The organism is Pseudooceanicola nanhaiensis DSM 18065, from assembly GCF_000688295.1.
In the GTDB taxonomy this organism is placed as follows: domain Bacteria; phylum Pseudomonadota; class Alphaproteobacteria; order Rhodobacterales; family Rhodobacteraceae; genus Pseudooceanicola; species Pseudooceanicola nanhaiensis.
In genome coordinates this window covers 1307379-1324690 of sequence record NZ_JHZF01000011.1, presented here as the reverse complement: position 1 = coordinate 1324690, position 17312 = coordinate 1307379, and the positions used below count along the sequence as shown (strand labels likewise).

The 17312-nt window shown below is 68.7% G+C and carries 19 protein-coding genes and 1 riboswitch; of the genes, 15 read left to right on the top strand and 4 right to left on the bottom strand.

Annotated features, from left to right (window positions below):
- Positions 1–27: 27 nt before the first annotated feature.
- Positions 28–930 (top strand): DMT family transporter, encoded by a 903-nt coding sequence (locus Q344_RS0107470; RefSeq protein WP_028286140.1) that lies wholly within the window; start codon positions 28–30, stop codon positions 928–930.
- 2 nt (positions 931–932) lie between these two features.
- The gene (locus tag Q344_RS0107465) at positions 933–1547 is read left to right on the top strand and encodes an inner membrane-spanning protein YciB (RefSeq protein ID WP_028286139.1); all 615 of its coding nucleotides are present in this window, start codon (positions 933–935) and stop codon (positions 1545–1547) included.
- A gap of 27 nt (positions 1548–1574) precedes the next feature.
- On the opposite strand, the gene Q344_RS0107460 is transcribed toward Q344_RS0107465, so the two are convergent.
- Both Q344_RS0107460 and Q344_RS23360 read right to left on the bottom strand, forming a co-directional pair.
- On the bottom strand, positions 1575–2279 hold the full coding sequence (locus Q344_RS0107460; protein ID WP_028286138.1) for a glutathione S-transferase N-terminal domain-containing protein: 705 nt from the start codon (positions 2277–2279) through the stop codon (positions 1575–1577).
- A 23-nt stretch (positions 2280–2302) separates the two neighbouring features.
- Entirely contained in the window at positions 2303–3214 is a 912-nt protein-coding gene (locus Q344_RS23360) for an alpha/beta hydrolase (protein WP_156954645.1), read from the bottom strand.
- A 150-nt stretch (positions 3215–3364) separates the two neighbouring features.
- Positions 3365–3442: riboswitch (SAM riboswitch) on the top strand.
- Between the two features lie 61 nt (positions 3443–3503).
- On the opposite strand from Q344_RS23360, the gene Q344_RS0107450 reads away from it, so the two are divergent.
- From Q344_RS0107450 to Q344_RS0107390, 13 genes are all read left to right on the top strand, one after another.
- Positions 3504–4685: a trans-sulfuration enzyme family protein gene (locus Q344_RS0107450; RefSeq protein ID WP_028286137.1), complete on the top strand. Its 1182-nt coding sequence runs from the start codon at positions 3504–3506 to the stop codon at positions 4683–4685.
- 99 nt (positions 4686–4784) lie between these two features.
- Positions 4785–5879 carry a GTP cyclohydrolase FolE2 gene (gene folE2, locus Q344_RS0107445; protein WP_028286136.1) on the top strand — a complete coding sequence of 365 codons (1095 nt, stop codon included), beginning with the start codon at positions 4785–4787 and terminating at the stop codon, positions 5877–5879.
- A gap of 71 nt (positions 5880–5950) precedes the next feature.
- A complete protein-coding gene (locus tag Q344_RS0107440) occupies positions 5951–6847 on the top strand; it encodes an urease accessory protein UreD (protein ID WP_229669147.1) in 897 nt (298 codons plus the stop codon).
- Position 6848: 1 nt separating this feature from the next.
- Positions 6849–7151 (top strand): urease subunit gamma, encoded by a 303-nt coding sequence (locus Q344_RS0107435; RefSeq protein ID WP_028286134.1) that lies wholly within the window; start codon positions 6849–6851, stop codon positions 7149–7151.
- Between the two features lie 108 nt (positions 7152–7259).
- Complete coding sequence (locus tag Q344_RS0107430; protein WP_028286133.1) at positions 7260–7565, top strand: urease subunit beta; 306 nt, start codon at positions 7260–7262, stop codon at positions 7563–7565.
- A gap of 30 nt (positions 7566–7595) precedes the next feature.
- Positions 7596–7958 carry a hypothetical protein gene (locus Q344_RS0107425; RefSeq protein ID WP_028286132.1) on the top strand — a complete coding sequence of 121 codons (363 nt, stop codon included), beginning with the start codon at positions 7596–7598 and terminating at the stop codon, positions 7956–7958.
- A gap of 34 nt (positions 7959–7992) precedes the next feature.
- Complete coding sequence (ureC, locus tag Q344_RS0107420) at positions 7993–9744, top strand: urease subunit alpha (protein WP_028286131.1); 1752 nt, start codon at positions 7993–7995, stop codon at positions 9742–9744.
- A 156-nt stretch (positions 9745–9900) separates the two neighbouring features.
- The gene (locus Q344_RS0107415; protein WP_028286130.1) at positions 9901–10122 is read left to right on the top strand and encodes a DUF1127 domain-containing protein; all 222 of its coding nucleotides are present in this window, start codon (positions 9901–9903) and stop codon (positions 10120–10122) included.
- A gap of 28 nt (positions 10123–10150) precedes the next feature.
- Entirely contained in the window at positions 10151–10696 is a 546-nt protein-coding gene (locus Q344_RS0107410; protein WP_028286129.1) for an urease accessory protein UreE, read from the top strand.
- The gene (locus Q344_RS0107405) at positions 10680–11327 is read left to right on the top strand and encodes an urease accessory protein UreF (protein WP_028286128.1); all 648 of its coding nucleotides are present in this window, start codon (positions 10680–10682) and stop codon (positions 11325–11327) included. The genes Q344_RS0107410 and Q344_RS0107405 overlap by 17 nt, the downstream gene beginning before the upstream one ends.
- Positions 11324–11716 (top strand): hypothetical protein, encoded by a 393-nt coding sequence (locus tag Q344_RS0107400; protein ID WP_028286127.1) that lies wholly within the window; start codon positions 11324–11326, stop codon positions 11714–11716. The genes Q344_RS0107405 and Q344_RS0107400 overlap by 4 nt, the downstream gene beginning before the upstream one ends.
- Positions 11713–12342 carry an urease accessory protein UreG gene (gene ureG / locus Q344_RS0107395; RefSeq protein ID WP_028286126.1) on the top strand — a complete coding sequence of 210 codons (630 nt, stop codon included), beginning with the start codon at positions 11713–11715 and terminating at the stop codon, positions 12340–12342. Before Q344_RS0107400 ends, ureG begins: the two co-directional genes overlap by 4 nt.
- Before the next feature lie 139 nt (positions 12343–12481).
- Complete coding sequence (locus Q344_RS0107390) at positions 12482–13930, top strand: TrkH family potassium uptake protein (RefSeq protein WP_028286125.1); 1449 nt, start codon at positions 12482–12484, stop codon at positions 13928–13930.
- A gap of 107 nt (positions 13931–14037) precedes the next feature.
- Here the strand turns inward: Q344_RS0107390 and glyS are convergent, their stop codons facing one another.
- Both glyS and Q344_RS0107380 read right to left on the bottom strand, forming a co-directional pair.
- Complete coding sequence (glyS, locus tag Q344_RS0107385) at positions 14038–16260, bottom strand: glycine--tRNA ligase subunit beta (RefSeq protein ID WP_028286124.1); 2223 nt, start codon at positions 16258–16260, stop codon at positions 14038–14040.
- Between the two features lie 126 nt (positions 16261–16386).
- Positions 16387–17265: a DUF1206 domain-containing protein gene (locus tag Q344_RS0107380; RefSeq protein ID WP_028286123.1), complete on the bottom strand. Its 879-nt coding sequence runs from the start codon at positions 17263–17265 to the stop codon at positions 16387–16389.
- Positions 17266–17312 lie beyond the last annotated feature (47 nt).

Here is a 17312-nt window from a genome sequence, read left to right as displayed (position 1 = left end):
TTTCCGCCTGTCGCGGGGGCTGGCGACATGAGCGAGGCGATTCGCGCCCTCGAGGGGACGGCGGCGGGCCATCAGCTGGCTCTCGTCCTCGCCCTGACGGCGGCCCTCCTGCACGCCTTCCTCGGCGCGATCCAGAAGGGCCGGGTCGATCCGTGGCTGTCGCGCGGGGCGATCGACGCGGCCTTCATCGTGCTGACGCTGCCGATCGCGCTCTTCCTCGTGCCGCTGCCGCAGGGCCGGGAATGGGCGCTGGTGATCGGCACCATGCCCTTCATGTTCGCCTACAAGTGGCTGCTGGCGCTGGCCTATACCCGGGCGGCCTATACCGTGGTCTACCCGGTGGTCCGCGGCTCGGGCCCGTTCTTCACCGTGATCGGGGCCTGGCTGCTGATCGGCGAGACCTTCACGCCGATGCAATGGGCCGGGGTGGGGATCCTGATGGGCGGCATCCTGGGCCTTGCGGTCTACAACCTGCGCCACGTCTCGGTGGGGCGCGACCGGCTGGTCCCGGCGCTCTGGCTGGCGGTGGCGACGGGCCTTGCCACCGCCGCCTACACGACCTGGGGCGCCTATGCGATCCGCGGGACCGAGGACCCCTTCACCTATCTCGCGTGGTTCTTCGTCCTCTGCGCCGTGGACATGCCGCTGATCGCCGCCTGGCGCTGGAAGGCCACCCCCTACAAGCCGCCGCTGCGCGATCTCGTGCGGCTCGGCGTCACGGGCGCGGTGATCGGCTGGGGCTCCTTCGGCACGGTCATGCTGGCGACGCGGCTCGACAAGGTGGGGGAGGCGGCTGTATTGCGCGAGACCTCGACCGTCTTTGCCGCATTGATCGGCTGGCTGGTCCTGAAGGAGAGTGTGGGTCCGCGCCGGGTGGCGCTGATGGTGATGATCGCGTTCGGCGCGGTCGTGGTGGAGCTTGGAGGCTGAGCATGAACAACCCGAAGACCCTGCCGGGATGGGTGAAACCCGCGCTGGAACTGGGCCCGATCGTCGCCTTCTTCGCCGCCTATCTGCTGCTGAAGGACCGCACCTTCATCATCGGCGGGCGCGAGTACGAGGGCTTCATCGTCGTGACCGCGGGCTTCATCCCGCTGATCCTGATCTGCACCGGCATCCTGTGGCGCCTGACGGGCAAGCTGTCGAAGATGCAGATCGTGACGGCGGTGCTGATCACGGTCTTCGGCGGGCTCTCGGTCTGGCTGAACGACGACCGGTTCTTCAAGATGAAGCCCACGCTGATCTACCTGATCTTCGGCGGGCTGCTCGGCATCGGCCTGCTCAGGGGGCAGAGCTGGCTGAAGCTGGTGATGGAAGAGGCCGTGCCGCTGGATGACGCGGGCTGGATGAAGCTGACGAAGCGGGTCTGCGCCTTCTTCCTGATCCTCGCCGCGCTGAACGAGCTGGTCTGGCGCACCCAGAGCACCGAGGCCTGGGTCTGGTTCAAGACCTTCGGCCTGACCGCCGCGCTCTTCGCCTTCTTCATGACGCAGGGCAAGCTGTTCCAGGAGCACGGGATCGAGAAGAAGGAAGACGGCGGGGCCTGAGCGCAGGCCCCGCCTTCCGCGGTCCGCTCAGCCCTTCTGGCCGAAGAGGATGCTCTGGGACTCCTTGCCCCGCGGCGCGTTCCGCTTGTCGATATGGAGCTGCTGGCCGGTCTGGACCGCCGGGCGCCCGCCCACGAGATCGAGCCAGCGGCGCAGGTTCGGCTTGTCGCCGAGGTCCTGCTCCTGCTTTTCCCAGAGCATCGCCCAGGGCCAGATCGCCATGTCGGCGATCGAGTAGAAGTCCCCCGCCACGTATTCGTTCTCCGCGAGCTGCGTGTCGAGCACCCGGTGCAGGCGCGAGACCTCGTTGCGGTAGCGGTCCTTGGCGTAGGGCAGGTCGTTCGGTGGGTCCATGTTCGGCGCATAGGCGAGGAAGTGATGCGCCTGACCGGCCATCGGGCCGAGGCCGCCCATCTGCCACATCAGCCACTGGTCCACGGCGATCCGGTCCCGCTGGGTCGGGCCGCAGAAGGTGCCGGTCTTGCGGGCGAGGTATTGCAGGATGGCGCCGGATTCGAAGATCGAGATCGGCCTGCCGTCCGGGCCTTGCGGATCGGTGATCGCGGGCATCCGGTTGTTGGGCGATATCTTCAGGAAGGCAGGGTCGAACTGGTCGCCCTTGCCGATGTTCACGAGGGTCACGTTGTAGGGCAGGCCCATCTCCTCGAGGCAGATGGAGACCTTCCATCCGTTCGGGGTGGGCCAGTAATAGAGCTCTATCGGATCGGCCATGTCTGTCCTCCTCTGCGCGGTCATCATGGCGCATTCCCCGCCACTGGCAAGGACCACCCGGCGACGCCGCGGCGCCGCGGGCCGGGGCCGGGGGCGGGCAGGGCGGCGCGCAGCGCGGCGGGGCTGGGCCCCTCGGTGTCCAGCAGAAGCGCGCGGTAGAGGTCGAAGACGCCCGGCCGCAGGTAGCTCGACCAGTGGCAGACGCGGCGGTCGGGCGGCGCGACGGGATGACCGAGCCGGGCGAGCGCGGTCAGCGTCGCCGCATCGTCCAGCCGCAGCGTCGCCAGCCCCGGAAGCCCGGCCCGCCCGAGCGCCCGGTCCCGCCAGCCGAAGGGGATCGCCGCCTCGAGCAGGCGGTCGAACACCAGGTTCTCGCCGCTCGTGACGGCCAGCAGTTCGGCCGCGCGCCCGGCGGGGCTGGCGAGCCGGGCCGCGGCGGGGCCTGCGAACTCGGCGGGCGACAGCAGGACCGCGCGGTCGAGATCGCCCGCCGTCAGATGCGGCAGGGCCGAGAGCACCACCCGCGCGCCCAGCGAATGCGCGATCGCGCGCACCGGCCGGTGCGGCGCGATCCGGCGCAGACGCAGGATCAGCGCGGCCAGCGCCGCGCCGGCTGCCTCGGCCCCGTGGTAGGCGGGCCCGATGCGGAAGCCCGACCGCCAGCCGAAGGCGATGCCGAGCGGTCCGCCCGTGCCGCTCAGGCCCAGACCCCGCGGCCAGCTGAGCGCGCGGGGATTGCGCGGCGTGAGCCGGCAGGACAGGATGTGATCGTGCGGGCAATGCTCCGGATGGCCCGGGTCGAACTTGAAACCGTGCACCATCACCACGATGGGAGCATGTCCGTCCAGCGCCGCCGTCAGCACCGGTGTGAGCGGCGCAGGACTGTCATGCAGTGAAAGACCCGCCGAGCCCGCATTGATCCTCAGAACCGCCATCTCGGGCCCCATTCCGCAGCATCTGGGGGCAACTTGGCCGGGGCCTGCAAAATATAGGTGAATGCACCGTGACAGCCTGGTGACGATGCGCTTGGGACACGGGCCCGCGCGCCACCGGATCGGCCTTGACGCCCCAAGGCGGCTTGCCCTATCTGGCGGCGTGGCGATTTGTTACCGGATTGCGGGCCACGTTAAACACTCCGCTAAAGAGGTCATCGAACGGGACCCCCATTCGCGTGACCTGCGTCTGGGGGTTTTTGTTTGGGCGGAAGGCCCGGGAGAGGCTGACATGAGCGACAACTGGAAAAAGCGCACCCAACTGGTGCATGGCGGCATCCGCCGGTCCCAATACGGCGAGGTGAGCGAGGCGATCTTCCTCACCCAGGGCTTCGTCTACGACACGGCCGAGGCCGCCGAGGCGCGGTTCATCGAGACCGGGCCCGACGAATTCATCTATGCCCGCTACGGCAATCCCACCGTGCGGATGTTCGAGAACCGCATGGCGCAGGTCATCGGCTACGAGGACGGGTTCGCCTGCGCCTCGGGCATGGCGGCCGTGAACGGTGCGCTGATGGCGCTGCTGAAGGGCGGCGACAGGGTCGTGGCCTCCCGCGCGCTCTTCGGCTCGTGCCTCTATGTCCTGGAACAGGTGCTGGCGCGCTTCGGGGTCGAGATCACGCTGGTCGACGGCACCGACAACGCCGCCTGGGACGCGGCGATCACCGAGGGCACGACGCTCGTCTTCCTCGAAGGCATCTCGAACCCGACGCTCGAGGTCGTGGACCTGCGCCACGTCTGCGAGCGCGCCCATGCGGTCGGTGCGCTGGTGGTGGTCGACGACGCCATGGCGACACCGGTCTTCGCCTATTCGAAGCAATGCGGCGCGGACCTCTGCGTGGTGTCGACGACCAAGCACGTGGACGGGCAGGGGCGGATGCTGGGCGGCATCATCTGCGGCTCGCAGGAGCTGATCCGCGGCCCCATCGAGACCTACGTGAAGCACACCGGCGGCGCGATGAACCCGTTCGCCGCGTGGACGCACCTGAAATCGCTCGACACGCTGGATTTGCGCGTCCGCGCACAGGCCGCCGGCGCCTTGCAGATCGCCGAATGGCTCGAAACGCATCCCAAGGTGGGAAAGGTGCGCTACCCGCAGCTGCCGAGCCACCCGCAGCACGCCGTCGCGATGACGCAGTCACCCTCGGGCGGGACGGTCATCGCCTTCGACGTGAACGGCGGCAAGGAGGCCTGTTTCCGCTTCTTCAACGCATTGGAACTCTTCACCATTTCCAACAACTTCGCCGATGCGAAGTCGATCGTCACCCATCCCGCGACGACCACGCACCAGCGACTGCCGCAGGATCAGAAGGACGTGCTGGGCATCGGGCCGGGTCTCGTGCGGCTCTCGGTCGGGCTCGAGGACGTCACCGACCTGATCGCGGACCTGGAACAGGCGCTCGACCAGGCCTGAGCTGATCCGGCGCGTCGCTTCCGGCGTATGACGTATCGGAATTGGAAAACCCGGGCCCGAGTGATTATATCAGGCTCGGGTCCGAGGAAGGGACGGTCGATGAACATTCACCAGAAGGACATGGCGCAGCGGCCCGACAGCCAGCAGGCGCGCGAGGCGCTGGACCGGCTCAGGCTCTGGGCCGAAACGGCCAGCGATGCCGAGATCGTGGCGCTCGATGCCGCGGTGGCGCGGCTGCTGCCGAACGACGACGGCTACCCGACGCTCTCGCGCGAGTATCCCCATCAGTTCAGGGCGGATGCCGCCTATCGCGCCTCTCTGCCCGATCTCCAGAACGGCCCCGCCTCGCTGATCCGCGGCGCGCGGCTGCCGCTCCAGCATGTCGGCATCTCGAACTTCCGCCTGCCGATCCGCTTCCGCACCCGCGCCGGGGGCGAGATGACGCTGGAAAGCTCGGTCACCGGGACGGTCAGCCTTGAGGCCGACAAGAAGGGCATCAACATGTCCCGCATCATGCGGAGCTTCTATGCCCACGCCGAGAAGACCTTTTCGTTCAGCGTGATCGAAGCGGCGCTCGACGATTACAAGACCGACCTTCAAAGCCTCGACGCACGGATCCAGATGCGCTTCTCCTACCCGGTGCGGCGCGAAAGCCTGCGCTCCGGGCTCGAGGGCTACCAGTATTACGACATCGCGCTCGAACTGGTGGAGCAGGCGGGCGAGCGTCTGAAGATCGTGCATCTCGACTATGTCTATTCCTCCACATGCCCGTGCTCGCTGGAGCTGTCGGAACACGCCCGCCGCACCCGCGGGCAGCTTGCGACGCCGCATTCGCAGCGCTCCGTCGCGCGGCTCTCGGCGGTTCTGAAGCCGGGCGACCGGGTCTGGTTCGAGGACCTGATCGACATGGCGCGGGCCGCTGTCCCGACCGAGACGCAGGTGATGGTCAAGCGCGAGGACGAACAGGCCTTCGCGGAACTGAACGCCGCCAATCCGATCTTCGTGGAGGACGCCGCGCGGCTCTTCTCCGAACAGCTCTCGGACGATCCGAGGATCGGCGATTTCCGCGTCGTGGCCAGCCACCAGGAGAGCCTGCATTCTCATGATGCCGTCTCGATCCTGACGGAAGGGCCGACCTTCGCCTCCCAGAGCCTCGACCCCAAGCTCTTCGCCACGCTGCATCATCCGGGCTAGTCCCGGGCAGCGATGAAATTTCAGGCAAACGCCTGTTTCCGCCGCGTCCCCGAAAGGGCGCGGCGTTTCTTTTGCCTCCCCCTCGGGCCGAGAATCCGCCTAGTCTCGATCCGACGGAGGATTCTGACATCAACGCCGCTGCCCAAGACCTGACCCGGCCCGCTCTGCCGCGCCAGCCCCGCGCGCAGGGAGAGCTTGTCCTGTCGGCGCGCCTGCGCGGCGGGCAGAGCCGGATCGGTGCGCTGCGCCAGCAGGGCTCGCTCAAGGCGCTGTTTCCGCACGGCTCGGGCGCCGCCCTGAAGGCCGTGTTCCTGAACACCGGCGGCGGCGTGACCGGGGGCGACCGCTTCTCGCTCCGGGCCGAGGCCGAACCGGGCGCAAGCCTGACGCTCACCAGCCAGGCGGCGGAACGCATCTACCGCGCGCAGCCGGGAGAGGTCGGGCGGGTCGCGACGCGTCTGGCGGCGGGCGCGGGGGCGACGCTGCACTGGCTGCCGCAGGAGACCATCGTCTTCGAAGGCGCCGCGCTGGAACGCCGGATCGATGCCGAGCTTGACGAGACCGCGAGCTTCCTTGCCGTGGAGCCGCTGATCTTCGGCCGCGCCGCGATGAACGAACGGGTCCACGACGCCCGGCTCGAGGACCGCTGGCGCATCCGGCGGGGCGGGGAGCTGGTCTTTGCAGACACCCTGCGAATGGACGGCGATATCGATGCGCTGCTCTGCCGGCCGGGCGTTGCGGATGGCGCGCGGGCCATGGCCTCGCTGCTCCTCGTCCGGCCCCACGCCGGGGACATGGCGGCCCCTCTGCGCGCGGCGATCGGCCCGCAGGGGGCTTGCAGCGAGATCCGCCCCGGTGTTCTCTTTGCCCGGATACTGGCCGAGGACGGCTTTGCGCTCAGGCGCAGCCTGATCCCGGCGATCCGCCTGCTCGCGGGCGGCGACATACCAAGACCGTGGATGCTCTGACATGCAATTGACGCCGAGAGAAAAAGACAAGCTGCTGATTTCGATGGCCGCCGAGGTGGCCCGGAAGCGGCTCGCCCGGGGGGTGAAGCTGAACCACCCCGAAGCCATCGCGCTGATCACCGACGCGGTGGTCGAGGGCGCGCGCGACGGGCGTTCGGTCGCCGACATGATGGAGGCGGGCGCGCAGGTCATCACGGCCGAGCAATGCATGGAGGGTGTCCCCGAGATGATCCACGAGGTCCAGGTCGAGGCGACATTCCCGGACGGGACCAAGCTGGTCACCGTTCATAATCCGATACGGTAGGAAGGGGGCGCAAGATGCTCGAACACCTCAGAGAACTGGCGATCCGACTGGGCCTGCTCCCGGCCCCGGTGCGCCGTCCCGTCCCGGTCAGGGTGGAGGCGAAGCGCCGTGATCCCTGGTGAGCTTTTCCCGGCCGAGGGCACGCTGGAGCTGAACGCGGGCCGCGAGGCGATCACGCTCATGGTCGCCAATACCGGCGACCGTCCGGTGCAGGTCGGCTCGCATTACCACTTCGCCGAGGCGAACCCGGCGCTCGATTTCGACCGGGTCGCGGCGCGGGGCATGCGGCTCGACATCGCGGCGGGCACCGCGGTCCGGTTCGAGCCGGGCCAGCGGCGCGAGGTGCAGCTGATCCCGGTCTCGGGCGCGCGCCGCATCTATGGCTTCAACCAGGCGGTGATGGGCGAGCTCTGAGCCCCGGCCGCCGCGAGGAAAGGCAAAGCGTTGACCGACCACGACACCTTTGCCGCGCTGCCCGCGCGGATGATCCGGTTCTACGGCGTGCTGGCCGAGCGCCAGATCCGGCTGGCGACCGAGATGACGCGCATGATGATGCAGCCGAACCCGTTCCTGCTGGCCTGCGTCGGGCTCGAACTGGAGCGGCCCGCACCGAAGCGCACGACCCGCATCCGGCCCGCACCGAAGCCGCACGCCTCTCGTCCCGGGCCGCGCGCCAGGCCGAAGCTGGTTTCCGACACGCCCCGGCCCGTGACGCCCGAGGCGGCACGCCCCGCGCTTGCCCAGGCCGGCAAGCGGGCCCGCCGCAAGCCCTCCAAGCCCCCGGCCATGCCCGGCACCCCGGACTGACCAGAGCGACGACTTCCAACAGGACTGACCCCCCATGCCCACCCATATCTCCCGCGCCGATTACGCTGCGATGTTCGGCCCGACGACCGGCGACCGCCTGCGTCTGGCCGACACCGACCTCATCATCGAGGTCGAACGCGACCTGACCGCCGAACGCGCGGCCATGGGCGGGCGCAGCACGAACGGTCCGCTCTACGGCGAAGAGGTGAAATTCGGCGGCGGCAAGGTGATCCGCGACGGCATGGGGCAGAGCCAGGCCACCCGCGCCGACGGCGCCGTGGACACGGTCATCACCAATGCGCTGATCGTCGACCACACCGGCATCTACAAGGCCGACGTGGGCCTGCGCGACGGGCGCATCCACAAGATCGGCAAGGCCGGCAACCCGGACACCCAGCCGGGCGTCGACATCGTCGTGGGCCCCGGGTCCGAGGTGATCGCGGGCGAGGGCAGGATCCTCACGGCCGGCGGTTTCGACAGCCACATCCACTTCATCTGCCCCCAGCAGATCGAGGATGCGCTCCATTCCGGCCTGACCACGATGCTCGGCGGCGGGACCGGCCCCGCGCATGGGACGCTCGCGACCACCGTGACGCCGGGGCCGTGGCACCTTGGCCGGATGCTGCAGGCGGCGGATGCCTTCCCGATGAACCTCGCCTTCGCGGGCAAGGGCAACGCCTCGCTTCCGGCGGCGCTCGAGGAGCAGATCAAGGCCGGTGCCTGCGCGCTCAAGCTGCACGAGGACTGGGGCACGACCCCCGGCGCCATCGATTGCTGCCTGTCGGTCGCCGACGATTACGACGTGCAGGTGATGATCCACACCGACACGCTGAACGAGAGCGGCTTCGTCGAGAACACCGTGAAGGCGATGAAGGGCCGCACCATCCACGCCTTCCACACGGAAGGAGCGGGCGGCGGCCATGCGCCCGACATCATCAGGATCTGCGGCGAGGAGCATGTCCTGCCGTCCTCGACCAACCCGACCCGGCCCTTCACCGTCAACACGCTGGACGAGCATCTCGACATGCTCATGGTCTGCCACCACCTCGACAAGTCGATCCCCGAGGACGTGGCCTTCGCCGAAAGCCGCATCCGGCGCGAGACCATCGCCGCCGAGGACATCCTGCACGACATGGGCGCCTTCTCGATCATCGCGAGCGACTCCCAGGCCATGGGCCGCGTCGGCGAGGTGCTGATCCGCACCTGGCAGACCGCCGACAAGATGAAGAAGCAGCGCGGGCGCCTGCCGGAAGAGCAGGGCGACAATGACAATTTCCGGGTCCGCCGCTACATCGCGAAATACACGATCAACCCGGCCATCGCGCATGGGCTGTCGCACCAGATCGGCTCCATCGAGGAGGGCAAGCGCGCCGACCTCGTGCTCTGGAACCCGGCCTTCTTCGGCGTGAAGCCCGAGATGGTGCTGATCGGCGGGTCGATCGTCTGCGCCCAGATGGGTGACCCGAACGCCTCGATCCCGACGCCGCAACCGGTCTACACGCGACCCATGTTCGGCGCCTATGGACGCGCGGTCGAGAACTCCGCCGTGACCTTCGTTTCTGCGGCTGCACAGGCCGAGGGGATCGGCGCCTCGCTGGGCCTCGCGAAGCAGACGGTGGCGGTTCTGAACACCCGCAACATCGGCAAGCGGGACCTGATCCTCAACAGCGCGACGCCGGAAATCGAAGTGAATCCCGAGACCTACGAGGTGCGGGCCGACGGAGAGCTGCTGACCTGCGAGCCCGCGGGCGAGCTGCCGATGGCGCAGCGCTACTTCCTGTTCTGAGACCTGCCATGACCGCTTCTTCACAAACTGCCCGGATTTTCGCCGCATTGCAGCATGCGCATGGCGGGGTTTCCCCATTGTCGGTGGTTAGGGAAGCCTCGCTGACTTATCTTGAGTGCCAAGGGAGACGCGAACACAGACCGAACGAGGTTTCCAATGGCACACGCATCCACGATTTCCAACGCATCCGGCCTCCGCGCCCGCTTCGACAACTTCCTCGCCGGGCTCGGCCGGGGCTTCAACGCCTATGTCGAAAGCCGCTCGCGCATCAGCCAGATCCACCAGCTGAACGCGCTTTCGGACGACGAGCTGGCAAAGCGCGGCATCAAGCGCGAAGAGATCCCGGCCCACGTCTTCCGCGACCTCTTCTACATCTGATCCCGGATGCGACCCCGGGGGCGGCGCGATGAGCGCCGCTCCCCCGATCCCCGCCCGCGAGATCCTGCGCGCAGGCCACGGCCGCGATGCCGATGACAGCGTGCGGCTCGATTACGACGCGCGCTTCCTGCGCCGCAAGGTGCTGGCGACGACCTCCGGCGCGCGGGTGCTGGTGGATCTCGACCAGACCGTTTCGCTCGACGAGGGCGACGCGCTGGTCTGCGAGGACGGGCGCCTCGTCACGGTCGAAGCCGCGCCCGAGCCACTGACCGAGGTGACGGGCCCCGACCTGCCGCGCCTTGCCTGGCATATCGGCAACCGCCACACCCCCTGCGAGATCAGCGCCGACGCGCTCCGCATCCGCGCCGACCGGGTGATGGAGGACATGCTCCACCGCCTCGGTGCCAGCGTGACGGCCGTGACAGCGCCCTTCCGTCCCGAGGGCGGCGCCTACGGACAGGGCCGCACCCATGGCCACAGCCATGGCGAGGCCGAGGGCGGGCCGCATCGCCACCAATCCCACGCGCATGACCACGGGCACGGGCATGGCCACGACCATGACCACCACCACTGACCCCGCGCTGATCCTGCACCAATGGCTCTCGCCCGCCTTCCCGGTGGGCGCCTTCGCATGGTCGCACGGCCTCGAATGGGAGGTCCACGCCGCCCGTGTCCATGATGCCGCCAGCTTCGCAGACTGGCTCGATACGGTCCTGGCCCACGGGTCGGGGCGCAACGACGCGATCCTGCTCGCCGCCGCCTACCGGGCCGAGGGCAGGGCGCTCGAGGAGATCGCCGCATTGGCCGCCGCGCTCGCCCCCTCCGCCGAGCGGAGGGAAGAGACGCTCTCCCAGGGCCGCGCCTTCGCCGCCACCGCCGCCGCCCTGCACGACATCGCCCTGCCTCGGGCGGCCTACCCGGTGGTCGTCGGACGCGCGGCGCGGCTCATGGACCTGCCGCTCTCGCTGACGCTGCGCCTCTTCCTGCAGGCCTTCGCCGCCAACCTGACCTCCGCCGCCATCCGCCTCGTCCCGCTCGGCCAGACCGAGGGCCAGCGCGTGCTTGCCCTTGCGTCGCCCGCGATCGAACGCCTTGCACGGGAGGCGGAGCCGGGCGATGCTGAAGGGATCGGGGGTGCGGTGCCGATGATCGATCTTGCGTCGATGCGGCACGAAAGTCAGGGGACACGTCTGTTCCGGTCATGAGTGATTTCTTCAAGCTGGCACATCTCTACCGAGGGTCGTGGTTCGCCCGCGCCACGAGCACCACGTCGATCGCACGCCTGGGCACCGACCCGGTGCCGATCCTGCCGGACCGCGAGGCCGGCGCCTTCGACTGGCAGGCCGAGAGCGGCCCGACCTACGAGGCGCGGGCCGAGGAGGGCGGCGCCGATTGGTGGATGGGCGAGGACCACGAGGGCTGGCGCAGCGCGCTCGCTCCGGGGCGGATCGTCTGGGTGCGGCAGGTGATGCCGGACGGGCGCGACGACCCGCGGGCGACGGAAAGCAAGGGCCTCTGGCGCATCGGCACCTCGGAGATCGGCCCCGGCCGGATGCATCTGCAACTGATCGAACGGATCGGAGACGTCACATGAGCCAATCCCCGAACGGCCCCCTGCGGATCGGCCTCGGCGGCCCCGTGGGTGCGGGCAAGACGACCCTCACCGCCGCCCTCGCGCGGGCGTTGCGCGACAGCCATTCGATCGCGGTGGTGACGAACGACATCTACACGCAGGAGGACGCCGAGGCGCTGGTGCGGATGCAGGCGCTGTCGGCCGACCGGATCATGGGGGTCGAGACCGGGGGCTGCCCGCACACGGCGATCCGCGAGGACGCCTCGATCAACCTCGACGCCATCGCGCAGCTCAACGCGCGGTTCCCGGGTCTCGACCTCGTGCTGGTGGAATCGGGGGGCGACAACCTCTCGGCCACCTTCTCGCCGGAACTCGCCGACATGACGATCTACGTGATCGACGTCGCCGCCGGAGAGGAGATCCCCCGCAAGGGCGGGCCTGCGATCACCCGCTCCGACATCCTCGTCATCAACAAGACCGACCTCGCGCCCCATGTCGGCGCCGACCTCTCGGTCATGGAGCGTGACGCGCGCGCCCAGAGGGCGGGCCGGCCCTTCGTCTTCACCAACCTGAAGACGGGCGAGGGCGTGCCCGAGATCCTCCGCCTGATCGAGGAGATCGGCGGCCTCTCTCTCCAGCCCGCCTGACCCCGCTTTCCTCTGGTCCATGTATCCTCGGGGGGGGACTGGCCGTCAGGCCAGTCGGGGGGCAGACAGCCCCCCTCCGCCGCCAGCCAAGGGCACCGCCGCTTGACAGACGCTCACCCCCCGGCCAAGCCTGCCGTTCATGTTTGACCTGCGCCCCGTCGGATATGTCATCGGGCTGCTGACCGCCGTTCTCGGCGTCACCATGCTGCTGCCGATGGCGGTGGACCTGGCCGAGGGCCGGGGCGAATGGCATGTCTTCCTCGAGGCGGCCATCATCACCATTCTCTGCGGCGGCATCACGGCGCTCTCCTGTGCCAACGGGGTGCCCGAGGGGCTGACGATCCAGCAGACCTTCCTGCTCACCTCGCTGGTCTGGGTCGTGCTGCCGCTTTTCGGGGCGATTCCCTTCGTGCTGGGGGCCACCGACGCGCGGATCGTCGACGCCTTCTTCGAGGCGATGTCGGGCCTGACCACCACCGGCTCCACCGTCTTCGTGGGGCTCGACACCCTGCCGCGCGGGATCCTGCTCTGGCGCGGCATCCTGCAATGGCTGGGGGGCATCGGGATCATCGTCGTCGCCATGGTCTTCCTGCCCGAGCTCCGGGTCGGCGGGATGCAGATCTTCCGCTCCGAGGCCTTCGAGACCATGGGGAAGATCCTGCCGCGGGCGGGGGCGATCGCGGCGCAGATCTCGGTCATCTACGTCGGGCTGACGCTGGCCTGCGCGATCTGCTACTTCGCGCTCGGCATGGGGGCCTTCGACGCGACGGTGCATGCGCTGACGACGGTCTCGACGGGCGGGTTCTCGACCCGGGACGCCTCTTTCGGGGCCTTCTCGGGGCCGATGGAATACGTGGCCTCGCTCTTCATGATCCTCGCGGCGCTGCCCTTCGTGCGCTACGTGCAGATGCTGAACGGCAGCCACGGAGCGATCTTCCGCGACAGCCAGGCGCGGGCCTTCCTCTGGACCATCGGGGTGCTCGTCGCGGTGGTCTTCGTGGCGCTTCTGCACATCTTCCCGCACCATTGGGAGAAGAGCCTGCGCGAGGCGCTCTTCAACATCACCTCGATCATCACCGGCACCGGATATGCCAGCGTGGACTACATGTCCTGGGGCGCCTTCGTGATCACGATCTTCTTCTTCATCGGGCTGATCGGGGGCTGCGCGGGCTCCACCGCCTGTTCGGTGAAGATCTTCCGATACCAGATCCTCTTCGCCTCGATCCGCGCGCAGACCCGCCGGATCCACGCCCCCCACGCGATCGTCACGGCGCGCTACGACGGGCGGCCGATCGCGGAGGATGTGCTGTCCTCGGTGATGACCTTCTTCGTCTTCTTCGTGGTGACGCTGGGGGTGCTCTCGGTGCTGCTGGCGATGACCGGGCTCGACTTCGTCACCGCGCTCTCGGGGGCGGCGACGGCGCTGGCCAACATCGGGCCGGGCCTGGGCGACACGATCGGCCCGGCGGGGAATTTCGCGCCGCTGAACGATGCCGCGAAATGGCTGCTGGCGATCGCGATGTTCATCGGGCGGCTGGAGCTGATGGTGGTCTATGCCATCCTGACGGTGAATTTCTGGCGCGCCTGAGTTGCGCCGGGCTGCGCCCGTCGCGACGGAGGGGGGCGCTGCCCCCCTCTTGCACGGGCAGGCCCGTGCAATTCACCCCCCGGGATACGGGACCAGGGGAAAGCGGGTCAGCCTTCGAGCTTCGTGAGATCGGCGGCCTTCAGGCAGGTCTCGCGGATCGTGTGCAGCATGTTGAGCCGGTTGCGGCGGACGACCTGGTTGTCGGCGTTCACCTGGACGGCCTCGAAGAAGGCGTCGATCGGGGCGCGGAGGGCGGCCATGGCGGTCATGGCGGCGGAGAAGTCCTCCGCTTCCACGGCGGCGTCGATCTGCGGCCTGGCGGTCTCGAGCGCGTCGAAGAGGGCGCGTTCCTCGTCGGTCTCGGCGAACTTCCGGTCGGCGCCGAACTCGTAGGCGACGCCGTCCTTCTGCTCGGCCTGGGTGAGGATGTTGTTGGCGCGCTTGTAGCCCTGGACGAGGTTCTCGCCGTCGGAGGTCGCGAGGAAGGCGGAGAGCGCCTCGGCGCGTTTCACCAGCAGCGTGAGATCGTCATTGCCGGGCATGGCGAGGCAGGCGTCGATCACGTCGTGGCGGATCCCGGCGTCGCGGAGGTGGACCTTGAGGCGGTCGTGGAGGAAGGCGAGGAGGTCGGCCCTGATATCAACGGAATCATCCGTGATCTTGCTTTCCTGTTCCGAGGGGGCGTCCGCTATCCGGTCGGCGATCGCTTTATTATCGGCTTCGGTTAGATCATGTGAGGCTTTCACTATCCTAAAGTGATCGGCAAGAGCGGTTTCGTCTATGGGCGGCAGCGCCGTCTCGCGTCGAACATTTTGTTTGTCAATCAGATTGCCGAGATGCAGGCGAAGAGCGTTGTTCTGCACCAACCGGATCACCCCAAGCGCCGCGCGCCGCAGCGCGTAGGGGTCCTTCGACCCGGTCGGCTTCTCGTCGATCGCCCAGAACCCCGTCAGCGTGTCGAGCTTGTCGGCCAGCGCCACGGCGACCGAGACGGGCGCTTCCGGCACGTCATCCGAAGGCCCGAGCGGCGAGTAATGTTCCTCGCAGGCGGCGGCGATCTCGGGCGCCAGCCCGGCGGCCTCGCTGTAGTAGCGGCCCATGAGGCCCTGTAGTTCGGGGAATTCGTAGACCATCTCGGACGACAGGTCGGCCTTGGCGACGCGGGCGGCCTGCGCCGCCATGTCGGGGTCGGCGCCGACATGGGGGGCGATCTCGCGGGCGAGCGCCGCGATGCGGCGGATGCGGTCGGCCTGGGAGCCGAGCTTGGCGTGGAAGGTCACGTTCTCGAGCTGGTCGAGCCAGGGCTGCATCTTCTCGGCCCTGGCCACCCGCAGGTCGTTTTCCCAGAAGAACTTCGCGTCCGACAGCCGCGCGGCGAGGACCTTGCGGTTGCCCGCCAGAACGGTCGCGCCGTTGTCCGCGGTCTCGCGGTTGGCGACGGTGACGAAGCGTTCGATGCGCCCCGTGCTCGGGTTCTTCACCGAGAAGAACTTCTGGTGCTCCTTCATCGAGGTCTGCAGCACCTCGGGCGGCAGGTCGAGGAAGTCGGCCCCGATCTCGCCCATGAGCACGACGGGCCATTCGACGAGGCCCGCGACCTCGGAGAGCAGGCCCCTGTCCTCGACGACCTCGAGCCCGGCGGCAAAGGCGGCGTTGGTGGCGTCGTTCCAGATGTGATCGGCGCGCTCGGCGGCATCCAGCACGACATGGGCGCGCTTGAGCTTCGCGGCGTAATCCTCGAAACCGGTTACGGAAAAGCGGGCTGGGGCCATGAAGCGATGGCCGCGGGTGCTGTCACCGGCGGTGATGCCGTCGATGTCGAGCGGGACCACCTCGGAACCGGCCTCGGTGGTCATGAGGCAGAGGATCGAATGCAGCGGGCGGACCCAGCGGAGGGTGCCGGTGCCCCATCTCATCGACTTGGGCCAGGGGAAAGTGCGGATCGTGGTTTCGAGCACCTCGGCCACGATCTCGGCGGCCGGGCGGCCCTGCTTCTCGATCACGGCGAAGAAGAAGGTGCCCTTCTTCTCCTCGCGCTCGGTCAGCTGGTCGCGGGTCAGGCCCGCGCCGCGCAGGAAGCCCTCGACCGCCTTCTCGGGCGCGTCCGTGCGGGGGCCGCGGCGTTCCTCGCGGGTGGTGGGGCTTTCGGCCAAGAGGCCCTCGAGCGCGAGGGTCAGGCGGCGCGGCGTGTGGAAGGCCTGCGCGCCGGCATAGGTGAGACCCGCCTCGACGAGACCGTCGGTGACGCGCTTCTTCAGCGCCTCGGCCGCGTCGGCCTGCATCCGGGCCGGGATTTCCTCGGAGAAGAGTTCGATCAGAAGATCGGGCATGTCCTGTCACCGTCGCGCAACGGCGGCCCCGGTGGGGGGCCGCCTTCCTTGCGTGGGTGATTAGCGGTGATGGGCACGAGGGTCCAGAGGGGCAGGGCATTTCGCCCCCCGAGACGGCCGCCTGCCTCAGGGCATCCGGGCGGCGGCGCGGCGCGCCTCGCCCTCGGCCCGGGACTTGGCCTTCGAGGCGAGCGTGGTCACGCTGTCGCCCGCCACGCGGGGCACCACGCGGTAGATCGCCTCGACGAAGCAGTAGAGCGCGAAGCCGAGCATGCCGAGGCCGAGAAGGCCCAGCAGGATGCGGCCGAAGGGCTGGGCGCGCACCGTATCGAACGCCGCGCCGATGCCGCCGGCCTGTCCGGGGTCGGTGTTCTGGCCGGCGTAGAAGAGGAAGGTGCCGATCAGCACGATGACGATCCCGTGGGCGACGAGGCCGGCCTTGATCGCCGGGTCCAGCTTCTCCGTCGTGGAGGTGCCGCGGAGGTGTTCCTTGTACTTCTCCGCATAGGCCTTGTAGCCGTAGTAGATGCCCGCACCCATGGTGATCACGCCGAGGATCATCATGATGATCGCACCGCCCTCCATGGCCAGCACCCGGGAGGCGAGGCTCTGGGTCCCGCCGCCGTCACCCGAGCCCGAGCTGTCGCCCATGGCCATGCGGATCGTGCCGACGCCGAGCGCGGCGTGGATCAGGCCGGTGACCGTCTGGCCGGTCCGGGCGACGATGCCCTTCATGTCGGTGCCGTAATTCTCGAGGTCCATCCAGGCGTCGATCAGCCGCCAGACGGCATAGGCGAAGAGCCCGATGGCGATGATCCAGAGCGCGGCATAGCCCCAGGGTTCGCCCTTGAGGGTCTGGAGCGCGCCCGTGGTGCCCTCGGCGCTGCCGCCGCGCCAGGCGGCCAGCACGGCGAGCCCGCCGACGATGATGTAAACGACCCCGCGCGCGGAATATCCGAAGCGCATCACGGGCACGACCCATCCGGGGGCCTGTTCATTGGACATGGGATGATCTCCTCTTTGGGAGAAGAGCGCGTGACTCGCGTCAAAGT

Excerpts from the sequence above, each read along its gene's own strand:
- Q344_RS0107415 (WP_028286130.1), top strand. The coding sequence starts at position 9,901 with ATGGCACACGCATCCACGATTTCCAACGCATCCGGCCTCCGCGCCCGC.
- glyS (WP_028286124.1), bottom strand. The coding sequence starts at position 16,260 with ATGCCCGATCTTCTGATCGAACTCTTCTCCGAGGAAATCCCGGCCCGG.
- Q344_RS0107460 (WP_028286138.1), bottom strand. The coding sequence starts at position 2,279 with ATGGCCGATCCGATAGAGCTCTATTACTGGCCCACCCCGAACGGATGG.
- Q344_RS0107405 (WP_028286128.1), top strand. The coding sequence starts at position 10,680 with ATGACCACCACCACTGACCCCGCGCTGATCCTGCACCAATGGCTCTCG.
- Q344_RS0107400 (WP_028286127.1), top strand. The coding sequence starts at position 11,324 with ATGAGTGATTTCTTCAAGCTGGCACATCTCTACCGAGGGTCGTGGTTC.
- ureG (WP_028286126.1), top strand. The coding sequence starts at position 11,713 with ATGAGCCAATCCCCGAACGGCCCCCTGCGGATCGGCCTCGGCGGCCCC.
- Q344_RS0107435 (WP_028286134.1), top strand. The coding sequence starts at position 6,849 with ATGCAATTGACGCCGAGAGAAAAAGACAAGCTGCTGATTTCGATGGCC.
- Q344_RS0107450 (WP_028286137.1), top strand. The coding sequence starts at position 3,504 with ATGAGCGACAACTGGAAAAAGCGCACCCAACTGGTGCATGGCGGCATC.
- folE2 (WP_028286136.1), top strand. The coding sequence starts at position 4,785 with ATGAACATTCACCAGAAGGACATGGCGCAGCGGCCCGACAGCCAGCAG.
- Q344_RS0107470 (WP_028286140.1), top strand. The coding sequence starts at position 28 with ATGAGCGAGGCGATTCGCGCCCTCGAGGGGACGGCGGCGGGCCATCAG.
- Q344_RS0107410 (WP_028286129.1), top strand. The coding sequence starts at position 10,151 with ATGAGCGCCGCTCCCCCGATCCCCGCCCGCGAGATCCTGCGCGCAGGC.
- Q344_RS0107390 (WP_028286125.1), top strand. The coding sequence starts at position 12,482 with ATGTTTGACCTGCGCCCCGTCGGATATGTCATCGGGCTGCTGACCGCC.
- Q344_RS0107465 (WP_028286139.1), top strand. The coding sequence starts at position 933 with ATGAACAACCCGAAGACCCTGCCGGGATGGGTGAAACCCGCGCTGGAA.
- ureC (WP_028286131.1), top strand. The coding sequence starts at position 7,993 with ATGCCCACCCATATCTCCCGCGCCGATTACGCTGCGATGTTCGGCCCG.
- Q344_RS0107380 (WP_028286123.1), bottom strand. The coding sequence starts at position 17,265 with ATGTCCAATGAACAGGCCCCCGGATGGGTCGTGCCCGTGATGCGCTTC.
- Q344_RS23360 (WP_156954645.1), bottom strand. The coding sequence starts at position 3,214 with ATGGCGGTTCTGAGGATCAATGCGGGCTCGGCGGGTCTTTCACTGCAT.